Annotated in this window: 18 protein-coding genes; 9 read left to right on the top strand and 9 right to left on the bottom strand. The window is 64.0% G+C overall.

Going from position 1 to position 24025, the window contains the following annotated elements; all coding sequences use genetic code 11:
- Positions 1–21: 21 nt before the first annotated feature.
- Both ACZ5Z2_RS15430 and ACZ5Z2_RS15425 read right to left on the bottom strand, forming a co-directional pair.
- Positions 22–2949 carry a TonB-dependent receptor domain-containing protein gene (locus tag ACZ5Z2_RS15430; RefSeq protein WP_464759445.1) on the bottom strand — a complete coding sequence of 976 codons (2928 nt, stop codon included), beginning with the start codon at positions 2947–2949 and terminating at the stop codon, positions 22–24.
- Between the two features lie 257 nt (positions 2950–3206).
- Complete coding sequence (locus ACZ5Z2_RS15425) at positions 3207–5249, bottom strand: alpha/beta hydrolase family protein (protein WP_464759444.1); 2043 nt, start codon at positions 5247–5249, stop codon at positions 3207–3209.
- Between the two features lie 366 nt (positions 5250–5615).
- On the opposite strand from ACZ5Z2_RS15425, the gene trpE reads away from it, so the two are divergent.
- Both trpE and ACZ5Z2_RS15415 read left to right on the top strand, forming a co-directional pair.
- On the top strand, positions 5616–7091 hold the full coding sequence (trpE, locus tag ACZ5Z2_RS15420; RefSeq protein WP_464759443.1) for an anthranilate synthase component I: 1476 nt from the start codon (positions 5616–5618) through the stop codon (positions 7089–7091).
- 4 nt (positions 7092–7095) lie between these two features.
- Positions 7096–7752 carry a hypothetical protein gene (locus tag ACZ5Z2_RS15415; protein ID WP_464759442.1) on the top strand — a complete coding sequence of 219 codons (657 nt, stop codon included), beginning with the start codon at positions 7096–7098 and terminating at the stop codon, positions 7750–7752.
- Between the two features lie 19 nt (positions 7753–7771).
- On the opposite strand, the gene ACZ5Z2_RS15410 is transcribed toward ACZ5Z2_RS15415, so the two are convergent.
- The 6 genes from ACZ5Z2_RS15410 to ACZ5Z2_RS15385 form a co-directional block, all read right to left on the bottom strand.
- Positions 7772–9334 (bottom strand): PepSY-associated TM helix domain-containing protein, encoded by a 1563-nt coding sequence (locus ACZ5Z2_RS15410; protein ID WP_464759441.1) that lies wholly within the window; start codon positions 9332–9334, stop codon positions 7772–7774.
- Between the two features lie 12 nt (positions 9335–9346).
- The gene (locus ACZ5Z2_RS15405) at positions 9347–9601 is read right to left on the bottom strand and encodes a hypothetical protein (protein ID WP_464759440.1); all 255 of its coding nucleotides are present in this window, start codon (positions 9599–9601) and stop codon (positions 9347–9349) included.
- Positions 9598–9864 (bottom strand): hypothetical protein, encoded by a 267-nt coding sequence (locus ACZ5Z2_RS15400; RefSeq protein WP_464759439.1) that lies wholly within the window; start codon positions 9862–9864, stop codon positions 9598–9600. Before ACZ5Z2_RS15400 ends, ACZ5Z2_RS15405 begins: the two co-directional genes overlap by 4 nt.
- Positions 9861–10028 (bottom strand): hypothetical protein, encoded by a 168-nt coding sequence (locus tag ACZ5Z2_RS15395; RefSeq protein WP_464759438.1) that lies wholly within the window; start codon positions 10026–10028, stop codon positions 9861–9863. The genes ACZ5Z2_RS15400 and ACZ5Z2_RS15395 overlap by 4 nt, the downstream gene beginning before the upstream one ends.
- Before the next feature lie 207 nt (positions 10029–10235).
- Positions 10236–11975: a hypothetical protein gene (locus ACZ5Z2_RS15390; protein ID WP_464759437.1), complete on the bottom strand. Its 1740-nt coding sequence runs from the start codon at positions 11973–11975 to the stop codon at positions 10236–10238.
- A gap of 17 nt (positions 11976–11992) precedes the next feature.
- Positions 11993–14323 (bottom strand): TonB-dependent hemoglobin/transferrin/lactoferrin family receptor, encoded by a 2331-nt coding sequence (locus tag ACZ5Z2_RS15385; protein WP_464759436.1) that lies wholly within the window; start codon positions 14321–14323, stop codon positions 11993–11995.
- Positions 14324–14699: 376 nt separating this feature from the next.
- Here ACZ5Z2_RS15385 and ACZ5Z2_RS15380 point away from each other — a divergent pair, with 376 nt between their 5' ends.
- From ACZ5Z2_RS15380 to ACZ5Z2_RS15355, 6 genes are all read left to right on the top strand, one after another.
- Positions 14700–15674: a PA3715 family protein gene (locus ACZ5Z2_RS15380; RefSeq protein ID WP_464759435.1), complete on the top strand. Its 975-nt coding sequence runs from the start codon at positions 14700–14702 to the stop codon at positions 15672–15674.
- A 360-nt stretch (positions 15675–16034) separates the two neighbouring features.
- Positions 16035–17270: a tyrosine-type recombinase/integrase gene (locus ACZ5Z2_RS15375; protein WP_336806208.1), complete on the top strand. Its 1236-nt coding sequence runs from the start codon at positions 16035–16037 to the stop codon at positions 17268–17270.
- A gap of 307 nt (positions 17271–17577) precedes the next feature.
- A complete protein-coding gene (locus tag ACZ5Z2_RS15370; RefSeq protein ID WP_336806209.1) occupies positions 17578–18069 on the top strand; it encodes a hypothetical protein in 492 nt (163 codons plus the stop codon).
- The gene (locus ACZ5Z2_RS15365) at positions 18050–21046 is read left to right on the top strand and encodes an HsdM family class I SAM-dependent methyltransferase (RefSeq protein WP_336806210.1); all 2997 of its coding nucleotides are present in this window, start codon (positions 18050–18052) and stop codon (positions 21044–21046) included. Before ACZ5Z2_RS15370 ends, ACZ5Z2_RS15365 begins: the two co-directional genes overlap by 20 nt.
- A 13-nt stretch (positions 21047–21059) precedes the next feature.
- Entirely contained in the window at positions 21060–21794 is a 735-nt protein-coding gene (locus ACZ5Z2_RS15360; protein WP_336806211.1) for a hypothetical protein, read from the top strand.
- A gap of 441 nt (positions 21795–22235) precedes the next feature.
- On the top strand, positions 22236–22856 hold the full coding sequence (locus tag ACZ5Z2_RS15355) for a cation efflux transmembrane domain-containing protein (RefSeq protein WP_336806212.1): 621 nt from the start codon (positions 22236–22238) through the stop codon (positions 22854–22856).
- A 107-nt stretch (positions 22857–22963) separates the two neighbouring features.
- Here the strand turns inward: ACZ5Z2_RS15355 and ACZ5Z2_RS15350 are convergent, their stop codons facing one another.
- Positions 22964–23842 (bottom strand): cation diffusion facilitator family transporter, encoded by an 879-nt coding sequence (locus ACZ5Z2_RS15350; protein WP_464761725.1) that lies wholly within the window; start codon positions 23840–23842, stop codon positions 22964–22966.
- Between ACZ5Z2_RS15350 and ACZ5Z2_RS15345 the strand changes: the two genes are divergently transcribed.
- The gene (locus tag ACZ5Z2_RS15345) at positions 23744–23962 is read left to right on the top strand and encodes a hypothetical protein (protein ID WP_464759434.1); all 219 of its coding nucleotides are present in this window, start codon (positions 23744–23746) and stop codon (positions 23960–23962) included. The genes ACZ5Z2_RS15350 and ACZ5Z2_RS15345 overlap by 99 nt on opposite strands.
- Positions 23963–24025: the final 63 nt, after the last annotated feature.

Below are 24025 nucleotides of genomic sequence, written 5' to 3'. Positions count from 1 at the left end.
TTCCGCAATGTTCGTTTGCCGTCAGAACTTGTAGTTCAGGCGGGCAAAGAACGTGCGGCCATACCAGTCGTACTGCGAGGCATACAGCGGCGTGTTGCCGACGGTGGTGCCTGCGCTGGGCGAGATGAGATCCGGCTGCTTGTCGAACAGGTTGCGGATGCCGAACAACGCACTCCAATTGCCATGCTCCCAGCCTACCGAGACGTTATGGCGGAGTTGCCAGCCAGCCTTGATGTCTCGCACGGCACCGGTGTAGCCGGCGTATGTGTAGACTCTGGCGTAGTCGTTTTGCGTGCTGCTGACGTACTCACCCTGCCAGCTGTAGATCCAGTCGCCACGCTTCAGGCTGAGGTCGGCGATCCCCACGGTTTTTGGTCGACCAATGAAGCCGACCTGATCCGACTTGCTGAAGCCACTGGCTTCGGAGGTATCGAACAGCTTGTAGGTATCTTCGATGGTGTAGGTTACCTGCGCATCGGCGCTCAGTTTGCCAAATGACGTATCTTGGTCGTAATTCACCTGCAAGTCGTAGCCGCGGGTGCGTTCCTGATTGATGTTGGTGTAGACGCTGTAGACATTGGTGATGTTGTAGGCATTTGCCGGGGCGTTGCCTGGGTTGCGGGTAAACATGGAACAGAACTGGTTCGGGTACACTGCTGACGCGTAGCAACCGTCTAGGATGTCGCTCGCATCGAGATCGGTGATTTCACCGCGCACGTCGTAGTCGAAATAGTCCACGGCGATGTTGATGTTGGCGAACGAAGGCGTCCAAACGAAGCCCAAGGTCTTGGCGCGGGAAGTTTCCGGTTTCAGATAACCCTTGCCGCCACCAGAATGGATTGTGGCGGATGCTGAGCCTTGCGCGTTGTAGTTTTGTGGGATGCCGGCTGCCGCGCAGTTGGCGCGAATACGGTCGTTGGTGCTCTCGCCCCATTGGTAGCAGGGGTCGATAGAGGCTTGATCTTGGAAACCAGTCTGGTCGCCCAGATACAGCTCGTACAGACCTGGTGCGCGGTAGGACGTACCCATGGTGCTACGTACGCGGAAGGTGGGTGTAATTTGCCAGTTCAGGCCTGCTTTCCACACGCTGTCGCGGCGTTCCACACTGCCGTACTTGAACATCCGGCCCGAAACGTTGGCCGACAACGACTCGATGACAGGGATACCCTTCAGCAGCGGGATGTCGATCTCGCCGAAGATTTCCTTGACGTTGTCAGTGCCTTTGGTGGTGTTGGCTGAGCTCTGGCCCCACAGACCACCCGACTTGGAGAGTTCATCAGGTTGATCGTTGATGGAGTAGTGGCGATATTCCATGCCGAACGCCGAAGCGACGTCGCCCGCCGGAAGAGTGAACAGATTGCCGGTTAACACCGCATTGATCGTGCCTTGGGTGTACACAGTGTTGCCCTTGGTCCAGGCGCCCACTGCGTCTATCAACTGGCTCATCTTGGCGCCGCTCAACACCCCCGGATCGAAATAGTCAACGCTGGATGGCGGCGGAGTGTCGACGTAAGCCAAGTCCCCGGTTTTGTCGGCAACGATCACGTTGCTACGGTAGTCACCGCTGGAGCGGCTGTAGCCTGCGTTGACTTCCCATGCCCAGCTATCGGTGGAAGTGAAGAGGCCTTCCAGCTTGGTGGTGCCGTAGAGATAGTTCACCGTTTGCTTGCTGTCGCTAAGATATGGCATGACAGGGCGATAGATTTTGCCATCGTCCCCGAAAACGTAAGGGAAGAATTGGCGGTAGCCGTGCACATTGGTTTCGCGACGGTTGTACAGGAACTGGGTCTTCCAGTTCACGCTGCCAAAACTGAAATCAGTTGCGGCGTATAGGCTCTCGCGCTGGCGCTTGTTGATGGCGTAGCTGCTGCCGTAAAACGGGAAGTTGTTTACCGATTCGTAGTACGCCTCACCGTCATCATGGTAGTTAGGGGAGGAGCTATAGCGTCCCGGCGTCGGATTGTATGGTTGTGGGTGGTAACCGGGAAACGGCCCGATGGTGCTGCCATCCTTCGAAGGCACGTAGCGAATATTCGGATTCGCATACGACATGATGGTATTGGCGTACAGGTTGTTGCAGCCAGCCAACGACGTACCCTGTAGGACTGAACGGTCTTCCGAGTCGATGAACTTGCCGTCTTTGCCCCATACACGATCCCGCTTGCAGTCAAGATAGCTACGATCACCCACCTTGAGAGGATCCAACTTGTCGACTTGGGCAGCAACGATGGCGCTGCCCTTGCTGAAATTCCAACCATCACCAAAGGAAACACTGTACTGATTGCCTCCACCGTGCTGGGTCTGGCTGGTGGCGAAGTTGATCTCCGGGCGATCCATGCTCTTCTTGGTGATCAGGTTGACCACACCAGAGAGCGCATCTGAGCCGTAGATTGAGGAGGAGCCGTCCTTGACGATCTCGATGCGCGAGAGTACGACCTGAGGAATCACATTGAGATCGAATGCGCCCACCTGGCCACGTGTGCCTGCCGGACCGGGACGCTGGCCGTCGAGAAGTACCAAGGTGCGGTTGGCACCCAGGCCGCGCAAGTTAACCGTTTGCACGCCGGTTCCGCCCTCCACAACGTAGCCGCCGAACTGGCCGTTGATCTGCGTGGAGCCAGCTGCGGCGGATGTGGTTTGCAGAATGCTGGCAGTGTCGATTAGGCCGGCGGCAACACTGGTCTTGATGTCGATCACCTGCACCGGCGAGGTCGTTTCGTATTCCGGGCGTTTCAGCAGGGAGCCAGTCACTGTGACCGCTTCGAGCTGCTTGGCCTTGTCGGTGTTCTTGTCGGCCGGTTTGGCGGCGTCGGTGGTGCTGGCGGCCTGGCTCGCGGGCGTGGCGGTGGACGATTGATCTTGTGCGAAGGCTGGTGCGACCTGCAGCGCGGCGATGACTGCGATGGCGAGCGGCAGACGCTGGATTCCCTTGTGGACAAGCTTGGACATGCTGGATTCACTCCCCTATGAGTGCAAAATGTTGCAACCGCATTATGTTGCGGTTAAGTGAATGTAGCTGCGCGCAATAGCTTGCGCAACCCGCCGTGAAAAGATGCGGATCATTGCGGTGCCGCTCGCCGCCATACGGCCGCGGACGGAACGTCACAGCAGACGCCTCGCCGGTTCCGGCAACACAAAAAGCGAACCCGGCGATGTGCCGGGTTCGCTTACCTTCAATTGCCACGCAGGTGGTTCCGGAATCCCTCTCAGGAATTGAGCGAACCGCAATCCTTGTCGAGATAGTTCACGATCAGGTTGAGGGTTTCGCGTTGCTGGCGCGGGTACCAGGGCATGCTGTGCGGCATGTCCGGGATCACGTGGTACTGCGCGGGTACCTTGCCTTTGACTGCTTCGTAGTAGTCATGTGGATGAAAGGGCGGAACGCGCACGTCGCGGTCGCCGCCGAACAGCATGATCGGCAGGTGCGCCTTGTCCGTGTTCTGCATGGGATCCATGCCTTTCACCGTGCGTCCCTGCATGATGCGCTGCAGGCGGTTGTCGCTCCACGAGGTGCCAAGGCGCCCGAGGTTGGCTACCGGGGCGCCGGCGATGGCGCACTGGAAGGGCGATGGCGAGCGCACGTCGGCGGCGATGGCCGCGAACCCGCCGTAGGAGTAGCCGAAGATCGCGATGCGGTTCTTGGCGGCGATGCCTTGCGACACCAGCCAGGCGGCGCCGTCGTCGAGGTCGTCGGACATCTTCAGGCCCCACTGGGCATCGCCAGCCAGCCACAGGCCGCGGCCCAAGCCCTCGGAGCCGCGGTACTGCGGACGCAGCACGGCATAGCCGCGCGAAGTGAGCAGCGGTACCCAGCCCGAGACATCCCAGCCAATGTAGTCGCGCGCCCAGGGGCCGCCATGCGGCAGCACGATGGCGCGGGTGGCGGCATCGCCTTGTTTCCATCCGGCGGGCAGGTCGAGAATGGCGGGGATTTCACGGCCATCGCGTGCCTTGTAGTTCACCCAGCTCTCGGCGCCGGTCTGATCGGCCGCGATGCCGCTGCGCGTGCTGCCCAGGTTCACCACTTGCTTTTTGTCCAGCAGCAGATGGTAGGCCGGCGGCACGTTGGCGCTCTCGGTAACGAACAGCACCCTGGAGAAATCGTCGGTATAGTCGACCAGGCTCACCTGCTGGCCTGGGAAGGCTTGCTTGATGCTGGCTTGGATAGACTTCAGCGCAGGATCGACGTAGACCGTTTCACGCTGCGGGCCGTCGATGACGAAACCCGTTACCTGGTTGAAGTTCGCCGGGCGCGCACTGAACAGCAGGCGGGCAATGGAATAGTTGGCGTCTGCGACCACGGGCTCGGGGTCGTATTGGTGCTTGACCGCGTCGTACAGACGTACCTGCACCATGTCGGAGAACTGGTCGGTGAGCACGTAGTACTTGCCGGTGGCGTCGTCGATGCCGACCGGATCCACGGTGTAGCGGTCGGACAGCTTGGTGGTCAGCGCCGGTTGCGGCTGAAACTGGCCGGATTTGGGATCGAGGAACAGGATCCTGCGCTCGTAGTCGCCGTCCTTGGGCTCGATCTCGGCCCGGGCCAGCACCTTGCCGGTGCGCGAATCGAACAGCGACGGCGAGGCGCGCATGTTGTCGCGGAACAGCAGCTCGGATTCGCCGGTCTTCAGGCTGTAGAGGTAATAGTTCGACGTGAGGCTGACGCCGCTGAGCTGCCTGATGATGACCTTGTCCGGATCCAGCGGCAGCATGTCGACGAGGGATGCGGTGCCGGCGAGCTCCAGGCATTCCTGGGTCTGCTTGCTGATGCCTGTCGCGTGGGTGTCCTTCGCGAAGGCTTCCTCGAAGCCTTTCTGGTCGTCACCGGTCATGTAGGCCTTGGTGATGAAGGTTCTGGTGGCGCCGGTGACTTTGCCTTCGCCGCAGCCGCCGAGCTGGCCGGTCCACTCCTGTCGCGCAATGGCGAGGATCTTGCCCGCTTTGAGCGCCGAGGCGGCGATGAACTTCATGTGCTCGCCGGACGGCGTGACCACCGTTGGCCCCTTGGCCAGCGCACTGGTGTCCCAGGTCGCCAGCGCGGTTTCGTCCGGATTCTTGGGCGAAGGGATGAGGGCCACGAGGTGCTTGCCGTCCGGACTCATGGAAACCGACTGCAAGGCCGGCAAGTGCGCCAGCGCCTCGATGGGAATGGGTTGGATGGCCGTCGGCTGGGCCGCCAGGGTCAAGCCTGGCGCCAAGCCGGCCATCAGCATGGCCGCCAAAAGAGACCGATAGAATGTGTTGCGCATGTGTCCGTTACCTCCCCTTGAGTCCATGGCCCGGCTTGTTTGCGCTTTGTGCGGGTTTGCCGGGTCGATTGCAATAATTTGCGAAATTAGCAGAAATTTGCGTCGAGCAAGAGGGCTGGCGCATGCTGCAGCGCGTTGTTTGAGACTTGCGGATGCGAGTGGGGCCGTCATGCGAGGCATGCCATTTCCGTCGGCGGCTCCCCTCCGAGGGAAAGGTGAAGCCCTTGTCGCCGGCCGAAAGCCGGACGCTGGTCGAAACTTCCCCAAAGCGCGCATGCGGCGCGTGTCGAGGTTTTGGACGTCCATACGGAAACAAGCGCCGCCCTGCTATCGTGTGCGGCCCATCCCCTGTGAAATGGTCAATCCGTGATCTCCCGTAGCGACTTCGACGCGCTGGCTGCGCAGGGCCACACCCGCATCCCGCTGGTGCGCGAGGTGTTCTCCGACCTCGACACGCCGCTGTCGGTGTACCTGAAGCTGGCCGATGGCCCGTACACCTTCCTGTTCGAGTCGGTCGAGGGCGGCGCCACGTGGGGTCGCTACTCCATCATCGGTCTGCCGGCGAAGCGCGTGTACCGCCTGCGCGGGCATGAACTCGAGGTCGAGGATTCAGGCGAAATCACCGAGCGCCGCCATCTCGACGATCCGCTGGGCGAGATCGAGAAGCTGCGCGCGCAGTACGACGTGCCGCGCCTGCCGCAGCTGCCGGCGTTCAGCGGCGGCTTGGTCGGCTACTTCGGTTTCGAGACCATCGGCTACATCGAGCCGCGCCTCGCGCAGTGGGATCGCGCCGATGAGCTGGGCACGGCCGACGTGCTGCTGATGCTGGCCGAGGAAGTCGCGGTGTTTGACAACCTCAAGGGCCGGCTGTACCTGATCGTACATGCCGACCCGTCGCAGCCGCAGGCCTACGCCGCCGCGCAACGCCGGCTCGACGCGCTGGTGCACCGCCTGCGCCAGGGCGGCGCGGCGTATCCGCAGCTCACCCAGTCGGTCGCGCTGGACGAGGGCGACTTCAAGTCCTCGTTCACCAAGGCCGAGTTCGAGGCGATGGTGGAAAAGGCCAAGGAATACATCCGCGCCGGCGACATCTTCCAGGTGGTGCCCTCGCAGCGGCTCAGCGTGGGCTTCAATGCGCGGCCGGTGGACGTGTACCGCGCGCTGCGCGCGCTGAATCCCTCGCCGTACATGTACTTCGTCGACCTGGGCCGCACGCAGATCGTCGGCTCCTCGCCGGAGATCCTGGCGCGCCTGAAGGACGGCAAGGTGGTGGTGCGCCCGCTCGCCGGCACGCGCAAGCGCGGTGCCACCGAAGAAGAAGACAAGGCGCTGGAGGCCGAGCTGCTGGCCGATCCCAAGGAGCGCGCCGAGCACGTGATGCTGATCGACCTGGGCCGCAACGACATCGGCCGCATCAGCGAGACGGGCAGCGTGGAGGTCAGCGATTCGTTCGCCATCGAGCGCTACTCGCACGTGATGCACATCGTCTCGCAGGTCGAGGGCAAGGTGCGGCCGGAAGCGAGCTACATGGACGTGCTCAAGGCCACCTTCCCCGCCGGCACGCTCAGCGGCGCGCCGAAGATCCGCGCGCTGGAGATCATCCAGGAGCTGGAGCCGTACAAGCGCAACATCTACGCCGGCGCGATCGGCTGGATCGGCTGGTGGGGCGACGCCGACACCGCCATCGCGATCCGCACCGCGGTGATCCAGGACGGCCGCCTGCACGTGCAGGCCGGCGCCGGCATCGTCTACGACTCCGACCCCGCCGCCGAGTGGGAGGAGACGATGAACAAGGGTCGCGCGCTGTTCCGCGCGGTGGCACAGGCGGCGCAGGGGCTGTAAGCACATGCGCCTGCGGAATCTTGCGGCGTGTGTCGTGGTGGCGCTGGCGGCTGCGCAGGCCGTTTCCGCGCGCGACGGCTGGCCGGACACGCCGCTCGCCCGCACGCAGGCGCTGGCCGAATTGCAGACGCTCAACGCCGAACTGCTGAGCCATCCCAGCGCCACGCTGACGCTGGAGCGCTGGTGTGGCGAGCATCACCTGGCTGCACAGGCGAAAATCGTGGCGCATCGCGTGCAGGGTGCGGACAAGCCGCTGCCGCCGGACGGCCGCGCCCTGCTCGGCATCGGCTCGGATGAAGCGGTGCGCTACCGCCGTGTGCAGCTGGCCTGCGGTAGCACGGTGCTTTCCGACGCCGACAACTGGTATGTGCCGTCGCGGCTGACGGCGGCGATGAACCGGCAGCTCGACACCACCGACGTGCCGTTCGGCAAGGTGGTGCAGCCGCTGCATTTCCGGCGCCAGACGCTTTCCGCCGAGCTGCTGTGGCTCTCCTTGCCGCAAGGCTGGGACAACGGTGCCGCGCTGCCGCCGGCAGGCAACCGGCCATTGGCGATCCCGCCCCACGTGCTGCAACACCGCGCCGTGCTGTATACGCAGGGCAACCAGCCTTTCAGCCTGGTGGTGGAGAGCTACACCGCCGCCGTGCTGGCCCGGCCCTGATCCCTTCCCCTGCCGCGAATCAGATCGTGTCCGGCGCGGGCAGCGCCCACACGCTGTGCGGATCGCCGTCGCGGCCGCGCCGCAGCGCTGCGCGCGCGAGTCCGGCGAAGGCGATGGCCAGCACGATGCCGGTGAGATCGACGCCCAGCACGGCACGCGTCGCCGGCGTCCACGGCTGCATCCAGTGGCCGGCGTTGCCGACCAGGTCGGCGATGGCGACGGCGGCGGTCAGCACGGCGGTGGCGCCCAGCAGCTCGGCGGCGGCACGCGCCACCGGTCGCGCGCAGGCCCAGGCGCAGGCGGCGAGGAACAGGCCGTAGCAGGCCACCCGCTGCGGCACCGCCGCGTCGATGCCGAGCTGCGAGCAGGCCAGCGCCGCGCCGAACGCGCCGGAGATGCCGAGGCAGCTGCCGATGCACACGCCCACCGTGGCGCGCGCCATCACCCGCGTGCGCAGCGGCTGGTCGGCGTGGCGCCGCTTGCGCCGCGACTCGACCCACAGCAGGTTGCCGGAATAGAACAGGAACGCGCCGGCCAGGCCCAGCACGAAATACAGCCAGCGCACGGTGTCGCCGCCGAAGTTGCCGAAATGCAGCGCATACAGCGCGGACCAGCTGAGCTGGTTGGCGTCCTGCGCGTCGCCGACGTGCATGGCGAGCACGCTGCCGTCGCGCGCCGACAACGCCACCGTGCCGTAGGTGCCCAGCGTGTGCTGCGACAGCCCGAGCACCTCGACCACCGCGTTGCGGTCTCCGTAGTGCGTGTAGTGCAGGTAGCTGGGGTCGAAGCGGGTGACGCCTTCGGCCAGCGCGGCGATGCGCGCGCGGGCGCGCAACTGTTCCGGCGGCAGCATCGCGCTGGCGACGCCGCTGGCGTGTGTCGCCGGTGCGGTGGCGGTGGCCTGCGCGAACAGGCCGAACAGCTTGCCGTCGAACGAGATCGTATTTAGCGCGAAGAGGGTGATGGCTGACAGGCAGAAGATCGCGCCGGTCAGCGCGAAGATCACGTGGAACGGCAGGCTGAGCACGCCGATGGCGTTGTGCGCGTCCTGCCACAGCCGCTTGAGGTTGCGCCCGGCGCGCAGCGCGAACAGGTCGCCCAGCAGTTGCGGCAGGTGGATCAGGAAGCCCGACACCAGCGCCAGGCCGTACAGCACGCTGACGAGGCCCATCAGGTACAGGCCGACCACCGGCAGGCCCAGCGAATCGTGCAGCGCGTACACGAAATCGGCGAGATTGCCGTCGCCCGCCTCGGCGGCGGGCGCGTCCATCTGGCTCGCGGTGGCGAAGCGCGCAGCGCCCTTGTCCAGCCAATAGGCGTAAGCGGAGCCGCCGCCGTCGGGCAGCACGATGCCGAAATCGCCGCGGGTTTCCGGATGGTGCGCGAGCAGGCTTTCGATCAGCGCGTCCGTCGACACGCGGGCATCCGGTGCGGCGCGCCACGGCGGGTTCTGCCACGCGACGATCTCGTCGTGGAACACGGTCAGCGCGCCGGCGTAGAACGCCACGAACAGCGCGAAGCCGGCGAGCAGGCCGGTCCAGGTGTGCACGGTCTGGAAGCGGCGGATGGTGGCGGCTTTCATCGTGCCGCTCCCTCAGGCGCCGGCATGCGGCAGCAGCCACAACGCGAGAAAGGCGAGCGCGTTCGCGCCGCCCAGCGACAGCCATGCGCGCGTGCCGCTGCGTGCGGCATACGCGCCGGCCATGAAGGCGATCCACAGCGGGAAGAACAGGATCAGCAGCGGGATCAGCCACGCTTCGCCGTGGGGCAGGATGCGCAACAGCAGGGCGGGCAGCGCCGCCGCGAGCGTGAAGCCGAGCAGGGTGCCGGCAAGGCAGCGCGCGATCATCGCGGGCGCGCCTTCGCGCTGCGCCACCATGCGAGATAGGGCAGCAGCACCCAGCCCAGCATCCAGCACGTGAGCGCCGCGCTGATGCCGGCGCCCGTGCCGGCGGCCTTGATCCACGCCGCCGCGCCAAGCACGAGCAGTACCGCGGCCACGCCGCGCATCGCGGCGGGCAGCGGCCGCACGAGCAGGCTTTGCCGGGCGCTGGCCAGATAGGCCAGCACGGCGCCGGCGATGCTGAGCAGCAGTGCGCAGAGATCCATCACGGCCGGTCTTCCGCCATGGCGAGCGGATGGCTGCGATGAAACCGGCTGGCCGCCGTGCCCTGGAAGCGCCCATCCCGGATGTCGCGATGCGCGTCGTCGGCGAAAGCGGGAACGGCGAGCGAAGCCTTGGCCGGAAGCGCGTTTCCGGAGAGGAGGGTGGGCATGCCTGCAACCTTGTGGAGAGTGCCGTGGCGTGTCGCCGCGTGGCACCGAGTATCTGACATGATAATTATTCTCATTTGACAGTCAACGCTCCGCGTCGCCCTGCGCCGGCGTGCCTCGCGACTGCGGCGCCTGCCGGCACATGCGTGGCGGGAGTTTGCCGGCGCAAAGCGGGACGGCCCGGTGGTGGCCTGGCCGTCCTGCCGGTTTCAGTGTGCTTGATGCGGCGCGTGATCCAGCTCGGCGATGCCCGCCTGTACTTGCTGCTCCACCCAATCGGCGAACAGCGGGCTTTGCGCGAAGCCCTCGCCCCAGCCGAAGTCCAGCCCGGCCAGGTAGCGGTCGGCGGCGCCGCGGCCGTTGACGCGCGCGGGGATCACCAGCGCGCGACCGCCGTCGCGTTGCGCCGCCTTCACCATGTCGCGTACCTGGGCGATGGCGGGCTTGCTCTTGGCAGGCCAGTCCTCGCGCCAAGTGGCGACGCGGATCGCGCGGAAATCGCTGCCGCCGTCGGCGCGCATCTGCTTGGCCAGGCTGCCCAGCAGGTCGAGCCAGCGCTGGTTGGCGGCATCATCGCCCTCGCCGTGCGCCACCAGGATCACGGTCTCGCGCGACGGAGCCTTCGACAGCTTGCGCGCCTGTTCCAGCAGGGCGCGGGCGAACAGCGGGTCGTCGTCCACGCCGCCGACGGTCACCATGGGCACGGCGCTGCGGATGCGCGGTGCGGCGGCGAGGCTCGATGCGCCCATGTCCATGTGGCCCATCGCCATCTCCATGCCGTGGGCATGCATGGCATGCGGAGCCTGCCCGCCACCTGCCACGTCGGCGCCGATCATGCGCTCCACGCTGCCGCGGAAGGAACTGGCCATACCGAACACGCGGACTACCACGATGGCGCGCACCCCCTGCGCCTCGAGCTGGCGCACCGCGCGTTCCACCACCACGGGGTCGGCCATCGAGAAGGCCCAGGCCACCTTGTGCCTGGCGACGACCGGCGCCAGCGCCTGCATGAGGTCGCGGTTCCAGAACCAGTCGGCGCCGTGCGCCAGCACGATCACGCCCACGTCATCGATCCCGGCCGGCTGCCGGGCGAGGTCGAGCTGGGTGGTGGCGCGGGCCATCCACTGGCTGAGCGCGTCGGTGCTGGCGATGGGCGAGCTTGCGGCCAGGGCATCGTCGGGCAGGTCGTCGGCATACCAGTTGGCGAAGTCCATCATGCTGTCGTCGCGCGGCGCGAAGGCCACCGGCAGCACCAGCGCGCCGTGCGCCGCGTGCAGGGCCTTCACCGCCTCCTCGCGCAGGGACTTGGCCTGGGCGTCGCGGCCGGCGGGATAGACCACGGTGCCGATGGCGTCGGCATCCAGTGTGCTGGCGAAGCTGGCCATGCGCGCCAGATCGGCGCGCATGGCGCGGCTTTCGTCGGCGTTGCGGGCGCCGTAGCCCACCAGCAGCAGGCGCCGCTTGTCGGTGTGCGCCTCGCGCAGGCGCTGGGCCAGATCCTCCACCGCTAGATAGGACTCGCCGTAGACCGGCGCGATGGCGAGCTGCGTGCCGCGCGCCTTGCGTGCCTTGAGCCAGCCTTCGGCCTGCCGCCAGCGCGGGTCGGCGGCGGAGATCACCAGCGGCAGCACGTCGACGTGCCGCGCGCCGCGCCTGGCCAGCGCGGCCAGCGCCTCGTCCAGCACCGCTTCGCTGCGCGCGTCGGTGAGGAATAGCACTTCGGCGTTGCGGCCCTTGGCGTAGGCGTCGAAAGCGTCGCGCACTTCCTCGTTGCCGAGGAAGCCGCGGTCGGGGGTGACCAGCAGCACGCCGGTCTTGCCGTCGTCGCGCGCGGCGGGCGCGACCGCTGCCGCCGCGCCGGCGAGGCAGAACAGGGCGAGCGCGGCGAGCAGCCGCAGGAGCCGGTGCGTCGGCGGTTTCCGCGATGGCAGGGTTGCTTCGTCCAGCATGGCGTTCTCCTCCGTCCTCAGTAGGTGATGCGCGCGGAGACGCTGAAGGTGCGGCCCGGCATGGTGAGGCGATCCGCGGGCAGGCCGCCGGTGCCGGTGTCGTTGAGGCCGTTGCCGCTGACCAGGTTGCCGAGCGCGCCGCCGTTGAGGTTGCCCCAGTCCCAGTACTTGCGGTCGGCGAGGTTGTTCACGCCGGCATACAGTTCCAGCCAGTCGCTGGGTGTGTAGTGCGCGAAGAAGGCCAGCATGCCGTAGCCCGCCGGGCGGAAGGCGGCGGGATCGCTCAGCCGCGTGTGGCGGTGCACCGCGGTGCCCACCAGCTCGGCGCCCCAGTGCTCGGCGTCGTAGCTGATCCCGGCCACCAGCTTGGCCGGATCGACGGTGTTGAGCGGCGAGTAGCCGCTGTCGCCCGGCTGGATCAGCCGGCCGGTGGCGATCGCCGCGCTGCCCTTCAGCGACCAGCCTTGCAGCGCGTCGCTGAGGTAGCCGAGCCGCAGCGTGCCCATGGCTTCCGCGCCTTTGATGTAGGCCTTGCGCGCGTTCACCGACTGGAAGAACGCGTTGTAGAACGCGCCCTGCGAGATCCGGTACGCCCAGGCCGGCACCGCGTCCGGCGACAGCGCGTAGCCCGACCAGATGAAGTTGCGGTAGCGGTTGTAGTAGCCGTCCACGTTGAACCAGCCGGCGTCGCCGCGGCCGCGCAGGCCGAATTCCGCGCCGCGGCTGGTTTCGGCCTTCAGGTTCGGGTTGGGCAGGAAGGCGATGTTGATGCCCGGTATCGGCTGCTCGTTCCACGAGCCGGCGATCTCGCTGTAGAGCGGCGGCCGGTAGCCGTAATCGAGGTTGGCGTAGGCGCCGAGCGCGTCGGTGAGGCGCCAGATCACGCCGAGCTTGGGCGAGACGTGGTTCTTGTCGTAGTCGCCCTGCACGTAGCCGTTGTTGTACTTCAGGTACAGCGGGTCGTTGCCGGGCCGGTACTCGTAGCGATCCGCGCGCAGGCCCGGCGTGATGGTCAGGCGCTCGTCCAGCAGGGCGATCTCGTCCTGGGCGAACACGGCGTAGCGCCGCGTGGTGCTGTCGGGGATCAGGTGCAGCGGGTAGTCGGCCGGCAGGAAGGCGCTGCTGCTGCCGCTCGCGCCCGTCGCGGTGTCGACGCCGTAGCCGTCCACGTAGGAACGGTCGCGGCTGCGCGAAAGCTCCATGCCGTAGCTGATCGTCTGGGCGGCCTTGCCCGCGTCGCCGAGGTGCTTGACTGCCAGCAGCTTGCCGCCCGCCGTCAGTTCCTGCAGGGGCAGGTTGTCGAAGTAGCGGTCGATCGCGCCGGCGGTGGTCTGGGTGCGCGTGCGGGTCACGCTCTTCTGCGCGTAGACGTTCCAGTCCAGCGTGTCGGCCAGCGCGCCGTTCAACTGCGGGAACCATTGGCCGACGCCGAGGCGCACGCGCATGTTCTCGTCCTGCGAGTCGTAGTACGCCGGCAGCGCGCCGGTGTGCGCGTCGGGCACCAGCTCGGACAGGCCATCGGTGCGCGTACGCAGCTGCGATCCGTCGACGACCACGCGATCCGTGCGCCCGCTGTCGGCGGTGTGCACGTACTTGCCGAGGAAACTGTCCAGGTTGTAGGTCTGCGGATCGGGGCGCGTGCGCGTGTTGCCCACGCCGCCCACGTCGCCCATGTCGCCGGTCTCGTGCCCGGCGCGGTGGTTCATCACGAACAGCACGCCGTTGCGCCGGTCGCCGCCGGCCAGCGTCGCGGTGCTGGAGAGGCTGCGGTCGGTGCCGTCGTACTGCTCCTTGAACGAGGCGTGGACGTCCTTGCCGGGGCGCAGGTAGTCGGCCGGATCCTTGGTGGTCAGGCTCACCACGCCGCCCAGCGCGTCCGAGGGATACAGCGCCGACGACGGCCCGCGCACGATCTCCACCTGCTTGATCTCGTCCAGGTCGACGAAGTTGCGTCCCGCGCGGAAACTGCCGCCCGCCACGTCCGCGCCGAACGAGCTCGGCAGCGACACGCCGTCGATCTCGATGCGGGTGCGGTTGCCGGAAAGGCCGCGGATGTTGAAGCTGTCCAGCCCGAAGCGCCCGGCCGTGCCGATCGCCGACACGCCCGGCTCGAACTGCACCAGCTCGCGGATGTTGGTCACCAGATGGCGATCCATCTGCTGGCGCCCGATCAGCGAGATGGTGCCCGGCACGTTCAACTGGATGGACGGCGCCGACGCCGTGACCTGGATGCGCGGGAGCTGGGTGGCGTCCGACGCGGACGCCGCGGTCGGCGCACTGTCGGCGGCCTGCGCGGAAAACGACAGGGCCACGCCGATCAGGGCGGCCAGTGGGGTGAAGCGCAACATGGTTGTGTTCCTTTGCCGATGCGTGAATACACGCGGCGTGGCTGGCAAAGGCGGCGCGGACGATGCGCCCGGTGCTGGCGGCCGGGGAGAGGGGATGTGCAACGAATCATCGCAGGCGTGGCTGCGGCACAAATGAGAATTTATCTCATTTGTGGAAATCCGTGCAAGCAAGATGCGGCGGTTGTCCGCAGCGCGTTCGACCGGCAACAGCGGGATACGTGCCAGAATACCGGCTTGGCGACGATTGGCCGTCCAAATGGAAGCCCGTCGCACGAATGCTGGAATCCAGTGTCTAGCGCTTTTCGGGCCTGAAGCCGCCGGATCCTGGCGTTCGCAGGGATGATACTGTCGCAAAGTTCGGAGCATTGGGGGCAGGATGATCGGCAAGCTGTGCTTTGTCGCTGGACTGGTGGTTGTTTGCGCTGCCATGTCGGGACGCGTTGTAGCGGCAGACCAGGCAAATGCCGCTGTCGAGTTCCCGTTCATGCAGAACGGATACGGGGGCGAGGGTACACAGCCATGCCGGGTCGCCACGATTCGGGCCGTATTGCGCCATCTGCAAGCTTCGGTTCCCCCGCTTCGCAATCACACGGGCTATGCGCCGACGGCCAAGGATGTGCTCAATGCAGTGTGCAAGCCTGACCCGGTGAACTCCCGGCAGGTCATTATTGCCGTGGTATACACCGACCGGATTGCCGAAGGCAGGTACGGCGCCGCAGTCGATAACGACTACGACGTGGACGTTGGCGGCGACCCGACTCCCGTCGAGCTGGCCATCGTGGATCGCCGACGCGGCACGGTGGTCGCAAGCGGTGATTCGCACATCGAGAGCATGAGCCCCAACCCCGAAATCGATGACTCGAGCGTGCGTCTTGATACGGCACGTTACGACCTGGCGCATGGTGTGCGCGCCTTCGGAGTGGATGCGAGCGACGGCTACAGCCCGAATTGCGGGGATGGAATTATCGGCCCAAGCCGCAGCCTGTATGTGCGCGAGGGCTCGCGCATACGTCCGGTATTGCGGAATCTCACGCTGACGCATGACTGGGTGATGCAGCAGGGAAGTCCTGATCGTTGTCACCAGGATCGGCCTGATTTACCGGATGTCGTCGAGCATTCGTCCATTACCATCGGCGTCGCCGAGACACTCGCGCATGGCTGGCACGATCTGTGGGTCACCAAGGTATTCTGGATCAACGATGAGGAGCCCGGCGGTCACTGTCGAGTCAAGCTTCACTACGACGGACGACGATACTCCACGGGCGCGGTCGATAACTCCACGTCATGCGATGCCGTTGAGGAGAAAGTTGTGAAGGACGCGACCCGGCGGTTCCATATAAAAGCCCGGTAGACGTCAGCTTCCCGCCGCCGGGTGGGAGGTGGCCATGAACAAGGGTCGCGCCCTGCTCCGCGTGGTGGCGCAGGGCTTGTAACGGTTCCGGAGGCAGGCATTTAGCCGTCCATACGGTAAGCGTACAAGGTCGCAGCCGAGCGGCTATCATGCGTGTCCCCATCAAAGTCGTGCGGCGCCCCATGCTCCTGATGATCGACAACTGGCATCGGCGTCCATGGGGATCCATGGCAGTCTACGGTTTGCTTCCAATGTGGCTACAGGACTAGGTTTGAAGTCTCTTGGTGTCCACGGGAGTCCGTTGTAAGCCAGAGAAAGTGCGGGTACCTTTGCGGGTACCGAAGACCCGATACCCGCACCATGCCACTCACAGACGCGAAGATCCGCAACACCAAGCCCGGCCCGAAACCGGCGAAGCTGGCTGATGGCGGCGGTCTCTATCTTGAAGTGCGTCCTACGGGGGCGAAGCTGTGGCGCTACCGCTATCGCATCGCGGGCAAGGAGAACCTGTTCGCCATTGGTGAGTACCCCAGCATCGCCCTCGCAGAAGCGCGTGCTGAGCACGGCAAGGCGCGGGCGTTGGTGAAACAGGGAGTCCATCCTTCTCACAATCGGCAGGCCGAACGCCTTTCGAATCAGGCGGCAAGTGCGAACACCTTCGAGGCTGTCGCGAAGGAGTGGATCTCGAAAAAGTCTCCGAGGTGGACCGCGTACTACTCGCGACAAGTGACGCGGTTCATGCAGTCCGACGTGTTTCCTTACGTCGGGAAGCTACCGATCCGTAGCGTGACATCCGCACATTTGCTGGAAATAGTTCGCCGCATCGAGGGACGCGGAGCCGAGACGGTCGCCTTGTTGGTTCGCCAATGGTCTTCGGCCATCTTTAGATATGCGGTCGCAACGCTGCGCGCTGACGGCGATCCTGCTGCTGCGTTGAAGGGAGCTATTCATCGCCCCAAGGTCGAGCACCACAAGCCGCTTTCTCGCTCCGAGATCGTCACCTTCCTGGAAGCAGTGGACAAGTACGGCGGCTATCGCACGACAGTAATCGCACTGCGGTTGATGCTGCTGACGTTCGTTCGCACTGTCGAGCTTCGAAAGGGCGAATGGTCCGAATTCAACCTGCAGGACGCTGAATGGCGGATACCGGCAGAGCGTATGAAGATGCGAGAGCCGCACATAGTGCCGCTATCCGAGCAGGCCGTGGTGTTACTGCGAGAGCTGCAAACCTATACGGGCGGCCGTGGGCTTCTATTTCCGAACTACAGAAACCCAAAGGAGTGCATGACCGCGACCACTTTGAACCGTGCGCTTGAGCGTATGGGATTCAACGGAAAGGGCAGTATCGGCTTCTCGGCGCACGGATTTCGCGCGACGGCCTCCACTCTCCTCAATGAGATGGGCTATCGATCGGATGTGATTGAGCGTCAGTTGGCACACTCCGAACGTAACAAGGTCCGCGCCAGCTACAACCACGCCGAGTACATGGAAGAGCGGAGGTCCATGATGCAGGATTGGGCCGATTTCCTAGAAGACCCGATGCGTAACAAGGGTAAGAGTACCGGCGTTACCACGCGGGCACGCCGGCCCGGTTAGAGAGGCGGAGTGTCCTGGGCCGCTAGTCGACGGACGGAAGCAAACTTATCGAGCGCGTGGCTTGATGCTCAGCCTGACCCGTGTCCTGGGCGGTGCGCTCTGTTGCTGGCTCCGAACTATCGCCATGGGTGCGTCCAAGCGCATGAGACTAGGGCGGAACACCCTTCGTGCGTGCACCGGCAAGTGCGGCTAAGAGCAAGCCGCTGAAGAGTGCCATTGGAGGGACGTTGTGGTTTTTAGACTACGTCTCGACCTCAGCCCAGATCTGCTTCAAATTTGAAGCAGATCTGCCATACTTGGTTCCACGATGGCCGGAATTCACTACACCGCAGTGCATGTGCGTGAGCTGCTCGGGCTCAGTCGCACCGATCTGCAACGGTGGCTGTCTGCCCTACCTCCATTTAATCAAGTCAAAGCCAAACCCCGGACCGCGCGCCAGTTCACGATCGCCGATCTGGCCTTCTTTCGTGCCGTTGCGGAACTGCATCAGCGCTTGGGCCTGTCCCTGCATTCGATTGCCGCATTCTCCGCGCCACTCCGCGCTCGCCTCGACATGCGGGCTGCGCTGACCGGCGGCACCGTCCGCCTGTACATCAACCAAGTTGGCGATGGTGCGTGGGCCGTTGGCAGCGAGGCGCAGGGAGCCCTGTCGGTAGCACTGGACCTGGAGCCGATCTGGCTCGCTGTCTATGCGTTCGTTGGTGTGGCCATGCCGGCTCAGCGTGAACTCGCGCTTGGCTTGGTATCCCTGTCGGGGCCTTCACATCAGGAGGACCGTCGTGGTCGCCAAGCCCGCTGAGATCGCTGACCGGCTTGGCGTGCCGCGTGATGCCTACGTCGACCTGCGCGGAACTCCGACCGCGCGCCATTTGCGCTACATGGACTTGATGGCCCCCGCGCGTCGGCCTGGCGCGGACACGCAGGAACTGCCCGATGGTGTGATCCAGGTGGCGGGCAAGGCCGCCCTTTATGTGCTCCAGGCACCGGCAATTGCAGGCTCTCCGCCTAAGGAGCAGTTGATCCAGCTGATACGCACGCTGGCATGCCGCGCTGATGCGGCCTATCTGGCAGTGTCTAGCCCGGCGTCGACGAGCATCTATCCGATCGGGTTCTACCGGGCCGATGAACTTCCCGCCATCGACAGGGAGATTCTTTCCGACAACGCTGTCGGGCTTCGCACTCTGCTTAATGGGAATACGGAAGGATCCACGCAGAAGCGTGCCGATCAACTTTGGCTAGACGATCTGCTGTTCAAGCTCTTGACGGATGCCGCCGACGGATTGCGAGCGGCGTTTCCGTCGGAGCTGCTCTCTGACGGCGATGTGGTCTCGCTGATCGGTCGGGCGCTCTTCACCCGGTTTTTGGTGGACCGAAACATCGTGGCGGGAGACGACATCACGGCCCTCTTCCCGGGTATCGAGCGGCCCGAGGAACTGTTTGCCACTCCGGCTGCGCTGATAGCGACGTTCCAATGGTTGGATCTCACCTTCAATGGCGATCTGCTCGAGCTGGGAACTAAAGACTATGTCGACTTCATGGCGCGACTTGGTTCCTCAGTGGACCTGCTGTGCACTGTGTTGTCCAACGTCATGTCGCGAGCGCCGGGTGGCCAACTGTCGTTGGACTGGAATGGGTTGCGCTTTCAACACATCCCGGTGGATGTACTGAGCCAGGTCTACGAGCACTTTGCGCACCGTTTCATGCCCGAGACGGCGCGCCAGACCAGCATCCATTTCACTCCCCGAAACATCGCCGAATTGCTCGTCGACGGTGCCTTTGGCGCCGTGCCGGCGGAACAGCGTCACTGTGCACGGGTGCTTGATCCAGCCGTAGGGGCCGGGGTTTTCCTGGTTTTAGCCTATCGCCGGCTGGCGGCCGAATACTGGCTGCATCATGGCAAGCGCCCACGTCGGTTGGCGTTGCGGCGCATTCTCACGCAGCAGCTGTGCGGCCTGGACATCAATCCAACATCGATAAAAATGGCCGCCCTGAGCTTGTATCTAGCGGCACTGGAGCTCGATCCACAGCCGCAGCCGCTCAGCGATCTGCGCTTTGAGCGGTTGTTCGATGGAACGCTGCGTTGTGTCGATCAGGCTCATTTGGGAACAAGCGAGGACGCGGCACTCGGAAGTCTGAGCTCGTCATTGCGTAAGTTAGGGCCCTTCGACATCGTGCTGGCCAACCCGCCATGGACACGCCTCCCGGGACGCTTCAAAAAGCTCCTGGACCAAGTTCCTTGGGATGCGGATGGCGCCTCACCGGTTCGCGCCAAGAGCCTGGTTCCCAATCAGTGGCCGGATCTGGCTTTTCTTTGGCGCGCTCAGCAATGGTGCAAGCCCTCAGGGGTGATTGGCCTGTTAGTGCATGCGCGCTTGCTCTTCAGCGAAGAGGCCGCCGCCGCCCGGACCCATTGGTTCGAGCGCACTCGGGTCACGGGCATCCTCAACGGCGTGTTCCTACGAAAGGATCGCCGGATATGGCCGTCCAACACACAGCCATTTTGCGCGCTGGTGTCTATAAACGAGCCTGCCGGGCCGGAGGACTCGTTTTACTTCCTTGTGCCGCGCCACGAACCGGCACTGGCCCGTCGGCGCGAGTTTCGTCTTGACCCACGGTCGGCGATCCCGGTCCCCGTCGCCATGGCGGCAAGCGTGCCGCACGTATTCAAGACGCTAGCGCGAGGCTCGGCGCTGGATCTGGAATTGATCTCGCGCTTGGGTGCAGAACCGCGCATCTCGATGCGACAGTACTTTTCGCAAGAAAGGCTGGAAATTGCTCAGGGCTTTATTGCTGGGACGCAGAACGCCCTAGATGCCACATCGCTGCGTGGCCTTCCGGTGCTAGAAGGTACCGATAAACCGCTGTTCACCGTCAAGACGCGTGCTCTCAGCCGTATCGAGCACCGTTATCCCGCACTAGCCTTGCAGTGGCCTCGCAACCCTAGCATTTACAAGGGGCCCCATCTCCTGTTCCGCGAAGCGCCCAAACAGGACATCGCGCACCGTGGTGCACTTTGGACGGACGGTGACGTGGCTTTTAGCCGCTCGTTCTATGGCGTGCACATCCCTGAGGGCAGGTCCGCCATCGGTGACTATCTCTACGTACTGTCCTACGCAGACTTGCTGATGTATTGGGTGCTCATGACGAGCTCTAAATTCGGCGTGGAGCGCGACATCTTCAACAAGGATGACTACGGCAACTTCCCTGTTGTTCCTTGGACATCGCTTTCGACATCCATAAAGCGGAACGTGGCAGAGCTGGCAGTGGCGATCCGTGGCGGGAAATCTCCCTGGTGTGACATCAACGCATTAGTGGCCAAGATCTATGGCTTGACCGTTCATGATCAAGCCTTAGTCGCCGACGCGCTGCGTTATGAAAGTCCGTTTCCTAAGAGCCAGTCGCTGAGCGTCGCCGAAATTTCGCGGGACGATCCACGGATTCCCGCATTCGCATCTTCCTTGAGGGCGCTGCTTTCAGAAGCCGAGGGCGGTGATGTCGATGTCATGCCCATTACGCTTTCCAAGGATGATGGCCTGTGGCAGTTCTTGCGCGTCACGTCTGGAGCGTCATTGGTATTCGATGCTGAGGGCATCCGTGACGTACTCAGGCGCGTAGGCGATCCTTTGATGACTTCGGAGATCCGCCTACAACTGGCGGAAGGCGATTGGTTGATCGGACGTCTCAGGCATGCACGCTATTGGAGCAAGAGCCAAGCGCATCTGTTAGCGCTCGACGTTTTGCAGCGCGGCATGTGCTCTGGTTTGGCCTCGTACTGAGGCCGCGCCGCCCATGTTCCTGCACCTCGGTTCTCCTCCCAAAGGCCCGCCACCGCCCTTTGAGGCATGGTCGGTCAGGCAGCTAAAAGTATTGGACCGGGCAATTGCGCTCGCTTGGGGACGCTCGATGGCACTACCGCTCGGACGAGCGTTGCTGGCCAGCGGCACAGAAGTCCAGATCACGGCGATGCTCCAGGATGCCCTTACCGCGTTGCTCAACAGCGGTACCTTGCCGGGCTTTTCGACATCACTATACGGCCCACCGATACGGGGCCAAGAGATGGAGGACTATTCGGGCGTTCGGCTGGAGAAGCGACCGGATTTGACGATCTCACGTCTTTCGGCACGTCCGGTGATGAATCACAACGCCATGTTCTACGAGTGCAAGATCCTGGGAAGGGGGCGCACGATAGATCACTATATTGCCCAAGGCGTTGCGCGTTTCGAGAAAGGTCAGTACGCATGGGCTATGCGACATGCAGGCATGATCGGCTATCTGGTAACCGACAGTAACCAGGATGCCAGATCCGCCTTGGTCGAACGGTGGATGCATCCGACGTCGCCAGCCTCCTGTGTCCCTCTAGCTGAAGTGCAGGAGGATGGATCTGCCCCGCTGACAATAGCGATCAGCACCCATGCGCGTAACTTTGTGCTTCGGAACGGAGAGTTGCCTGGCCCCATCGCTCTGCGACATCTATGGTTGGGCGAGAAACTGGCGGTGGTCCCTCCGAAGAAGGAGTCGGTGTAAGAGGCGCTGAGGCGCCAGTACTTGAGCTCAAGTGGGAGCGCAGCCTGATCGAGACCTAGATGTGGGGCTTCCATATATTGTTTTGACAGAGCATCAGTCGAGACACGGCTGATCACCGAGCGCGCTCGTGGACAGTGCAGTCGCAGTGGTGGAGCCTCTGCAGCGACTCGCGCCGCTGCCGTGACGTGGCATAGCTGGCAGTAAGCATTCACGCAGGGCTACCGGGAGAAGCGGTTAGCCTGGGCTACCTCTGAGAGGCGATCCTGCGCCATGCCCTGCCACTACACGGGCAAGGCAAGCAGAACAGCAAGGTTTGGGCGAGACTGTTCACAAAGGCAATAGCAAGTTTGTCTAACAGCCGAGCGCTAGTCTAGGATTCAGGCCAATGACCATACAAGTGCTTGATTCATCAGGGTCGGGCGCTTGAAGGAGACAGGCGGGATGGCGCGCGATTGCTGCGGTTGTGGCCGTGACGTGCAAGCCCTGCACGCCGAGCAACGGCGGGTGCTGATCATCGTTCTGGTGATCAATGCGCTGACGTTCATGATGATGCTGGCTGCATCGCTTTACTCCGGGTCGACTTCGCTCCTGTCAGGTAGCTTGGACAATCTGGGGGATGCCTTGGCCTACGGTCTCAGCTTGGCGGTCATTGGGCGTAGCGCGCAGGCCCACGCGTGGGTATCGTTGGTGAAGGCGCTCCTGATCCTGTCCGCGGCAGTCGTAGTCGCGGTCCAGATCGGTTGGCATCTGACGCATCCCAGCGTGCCGATCCTGAATGCCATGAGCGTGGCCGCCGTCGCCAACCTAGGCGCAAATGCCCTGTGCCTCTACCTCCTGACACCGTTCCGCCGTGGCGATATCAACATGGCTTCGGTGTGGGAGTGCTCGCGAAACGACGTCATTGAGGGCGTGGCGGTTCTGGTCGCTGCTGCGGGCGTGGGTTGGTTTGACTCGGGCTGGCCTGATCTCCTTATCGCTGCAGCGCTCTGGGTCGTGTTCCTGCGGTCATCGGTCCGGGTGGCCTGGGCTGCAATCAGCGCGTTGCGTGGGCAAGGGGGCTGACCCGGCCATAACCCGCTGCGGATATGTCACCCATGCGGCCATGCCGATCATAAACATGCTCGAACCGAGCGAGGAACATTGCCATTACAAGGGCACCTCGAGCATCTTCAGTTGGCGAGGCCTTTCTTGCGGGATTCAAGCACGCAGTTGGCCGATTCAGCCTCGCCGAACGCCGCGTGATCGGTCTGCAGTGTGGTGTGCGTGATATCGAATCGATCGTGCAACATCGCCTCAATGGCGCGCCTCACATCGTGGCAATCGACCTCTCTGCTTACAAAGACGTGTCCCGACAGCGATGGCATGCCCGAAGTAACTTCCCAAATATGTAGATCCTTAAGTGCGGTTACGGCCGGCATGGCGAGAATCGACTGACCGATTTTTTCAGGATCCAAACCGCGCGGCGCTGCCTGCAGAAAGACGCGCCCCGATTCGCGCACCAGTCCGATACCGGCTTTGAGCATTAACCCGGCGACCACCAGTGCGGCGATCGAATCTACGCGATTCCAGCCCGTCCACCAGATGATGCCTCCAGCAATCGCCGTGGCGATGAAGGCATAGAGATCGGTAAGAATGTGCTGGAAGCTGCCTTCCACGTTCAGACTTTGCCGGTTGGCCTTGCTCATCGCCCACACGGCCAGCAGATTGACGCCGATGCCCACCACGGCAATCACCGTGACCAGCAAGCCCTGCACCTGCGGGGGATCAACCAAGCGGCGAATCGCCTCGACAATGAACCAGACTGACAGAAGCAGCAGGGTCAGCCCGTTCGCCTGTGCGCTCAGAATTTCCACGCGTTTGAGCCCGAACGTGTAGCTGCCGCTGGCCGGGCGCTTGGCCAGGCGCATCGCCACCAGGGCCAACCCGATCGAGCCGACGTCGGTAAGCATGTGGCCAGCGTCGGAAATCAACGCCAGCGACCTGGCCAGAATGCCGACCACCACCTCGACGACCATGAAACCGAGCAGCAAAAGCAGCGCCACGGTCAGGTACTTCTTGTCCGCATCGGGCGCCACGCCATGGGCATGGTCGTGGTGATGATCGTGATCGTGCTTGTGTGGCTTTGTCGTGTCCATCGAACCCTCCGTTGCAGTGATTACTCTAGGTAAGCACCGCGGTGTTATGACATGACACCCGGCAAAGCGGGCGGGGCTGAACCCCGCCCGTCCGCA

Source organism: Rhodanobacter sp. G1 (assembly GCF_055397855.1).
Note: the sequence above shows the minus strand (reverse complement) of the source record. Positions and strands in the feature narration are given on the sequence as shown.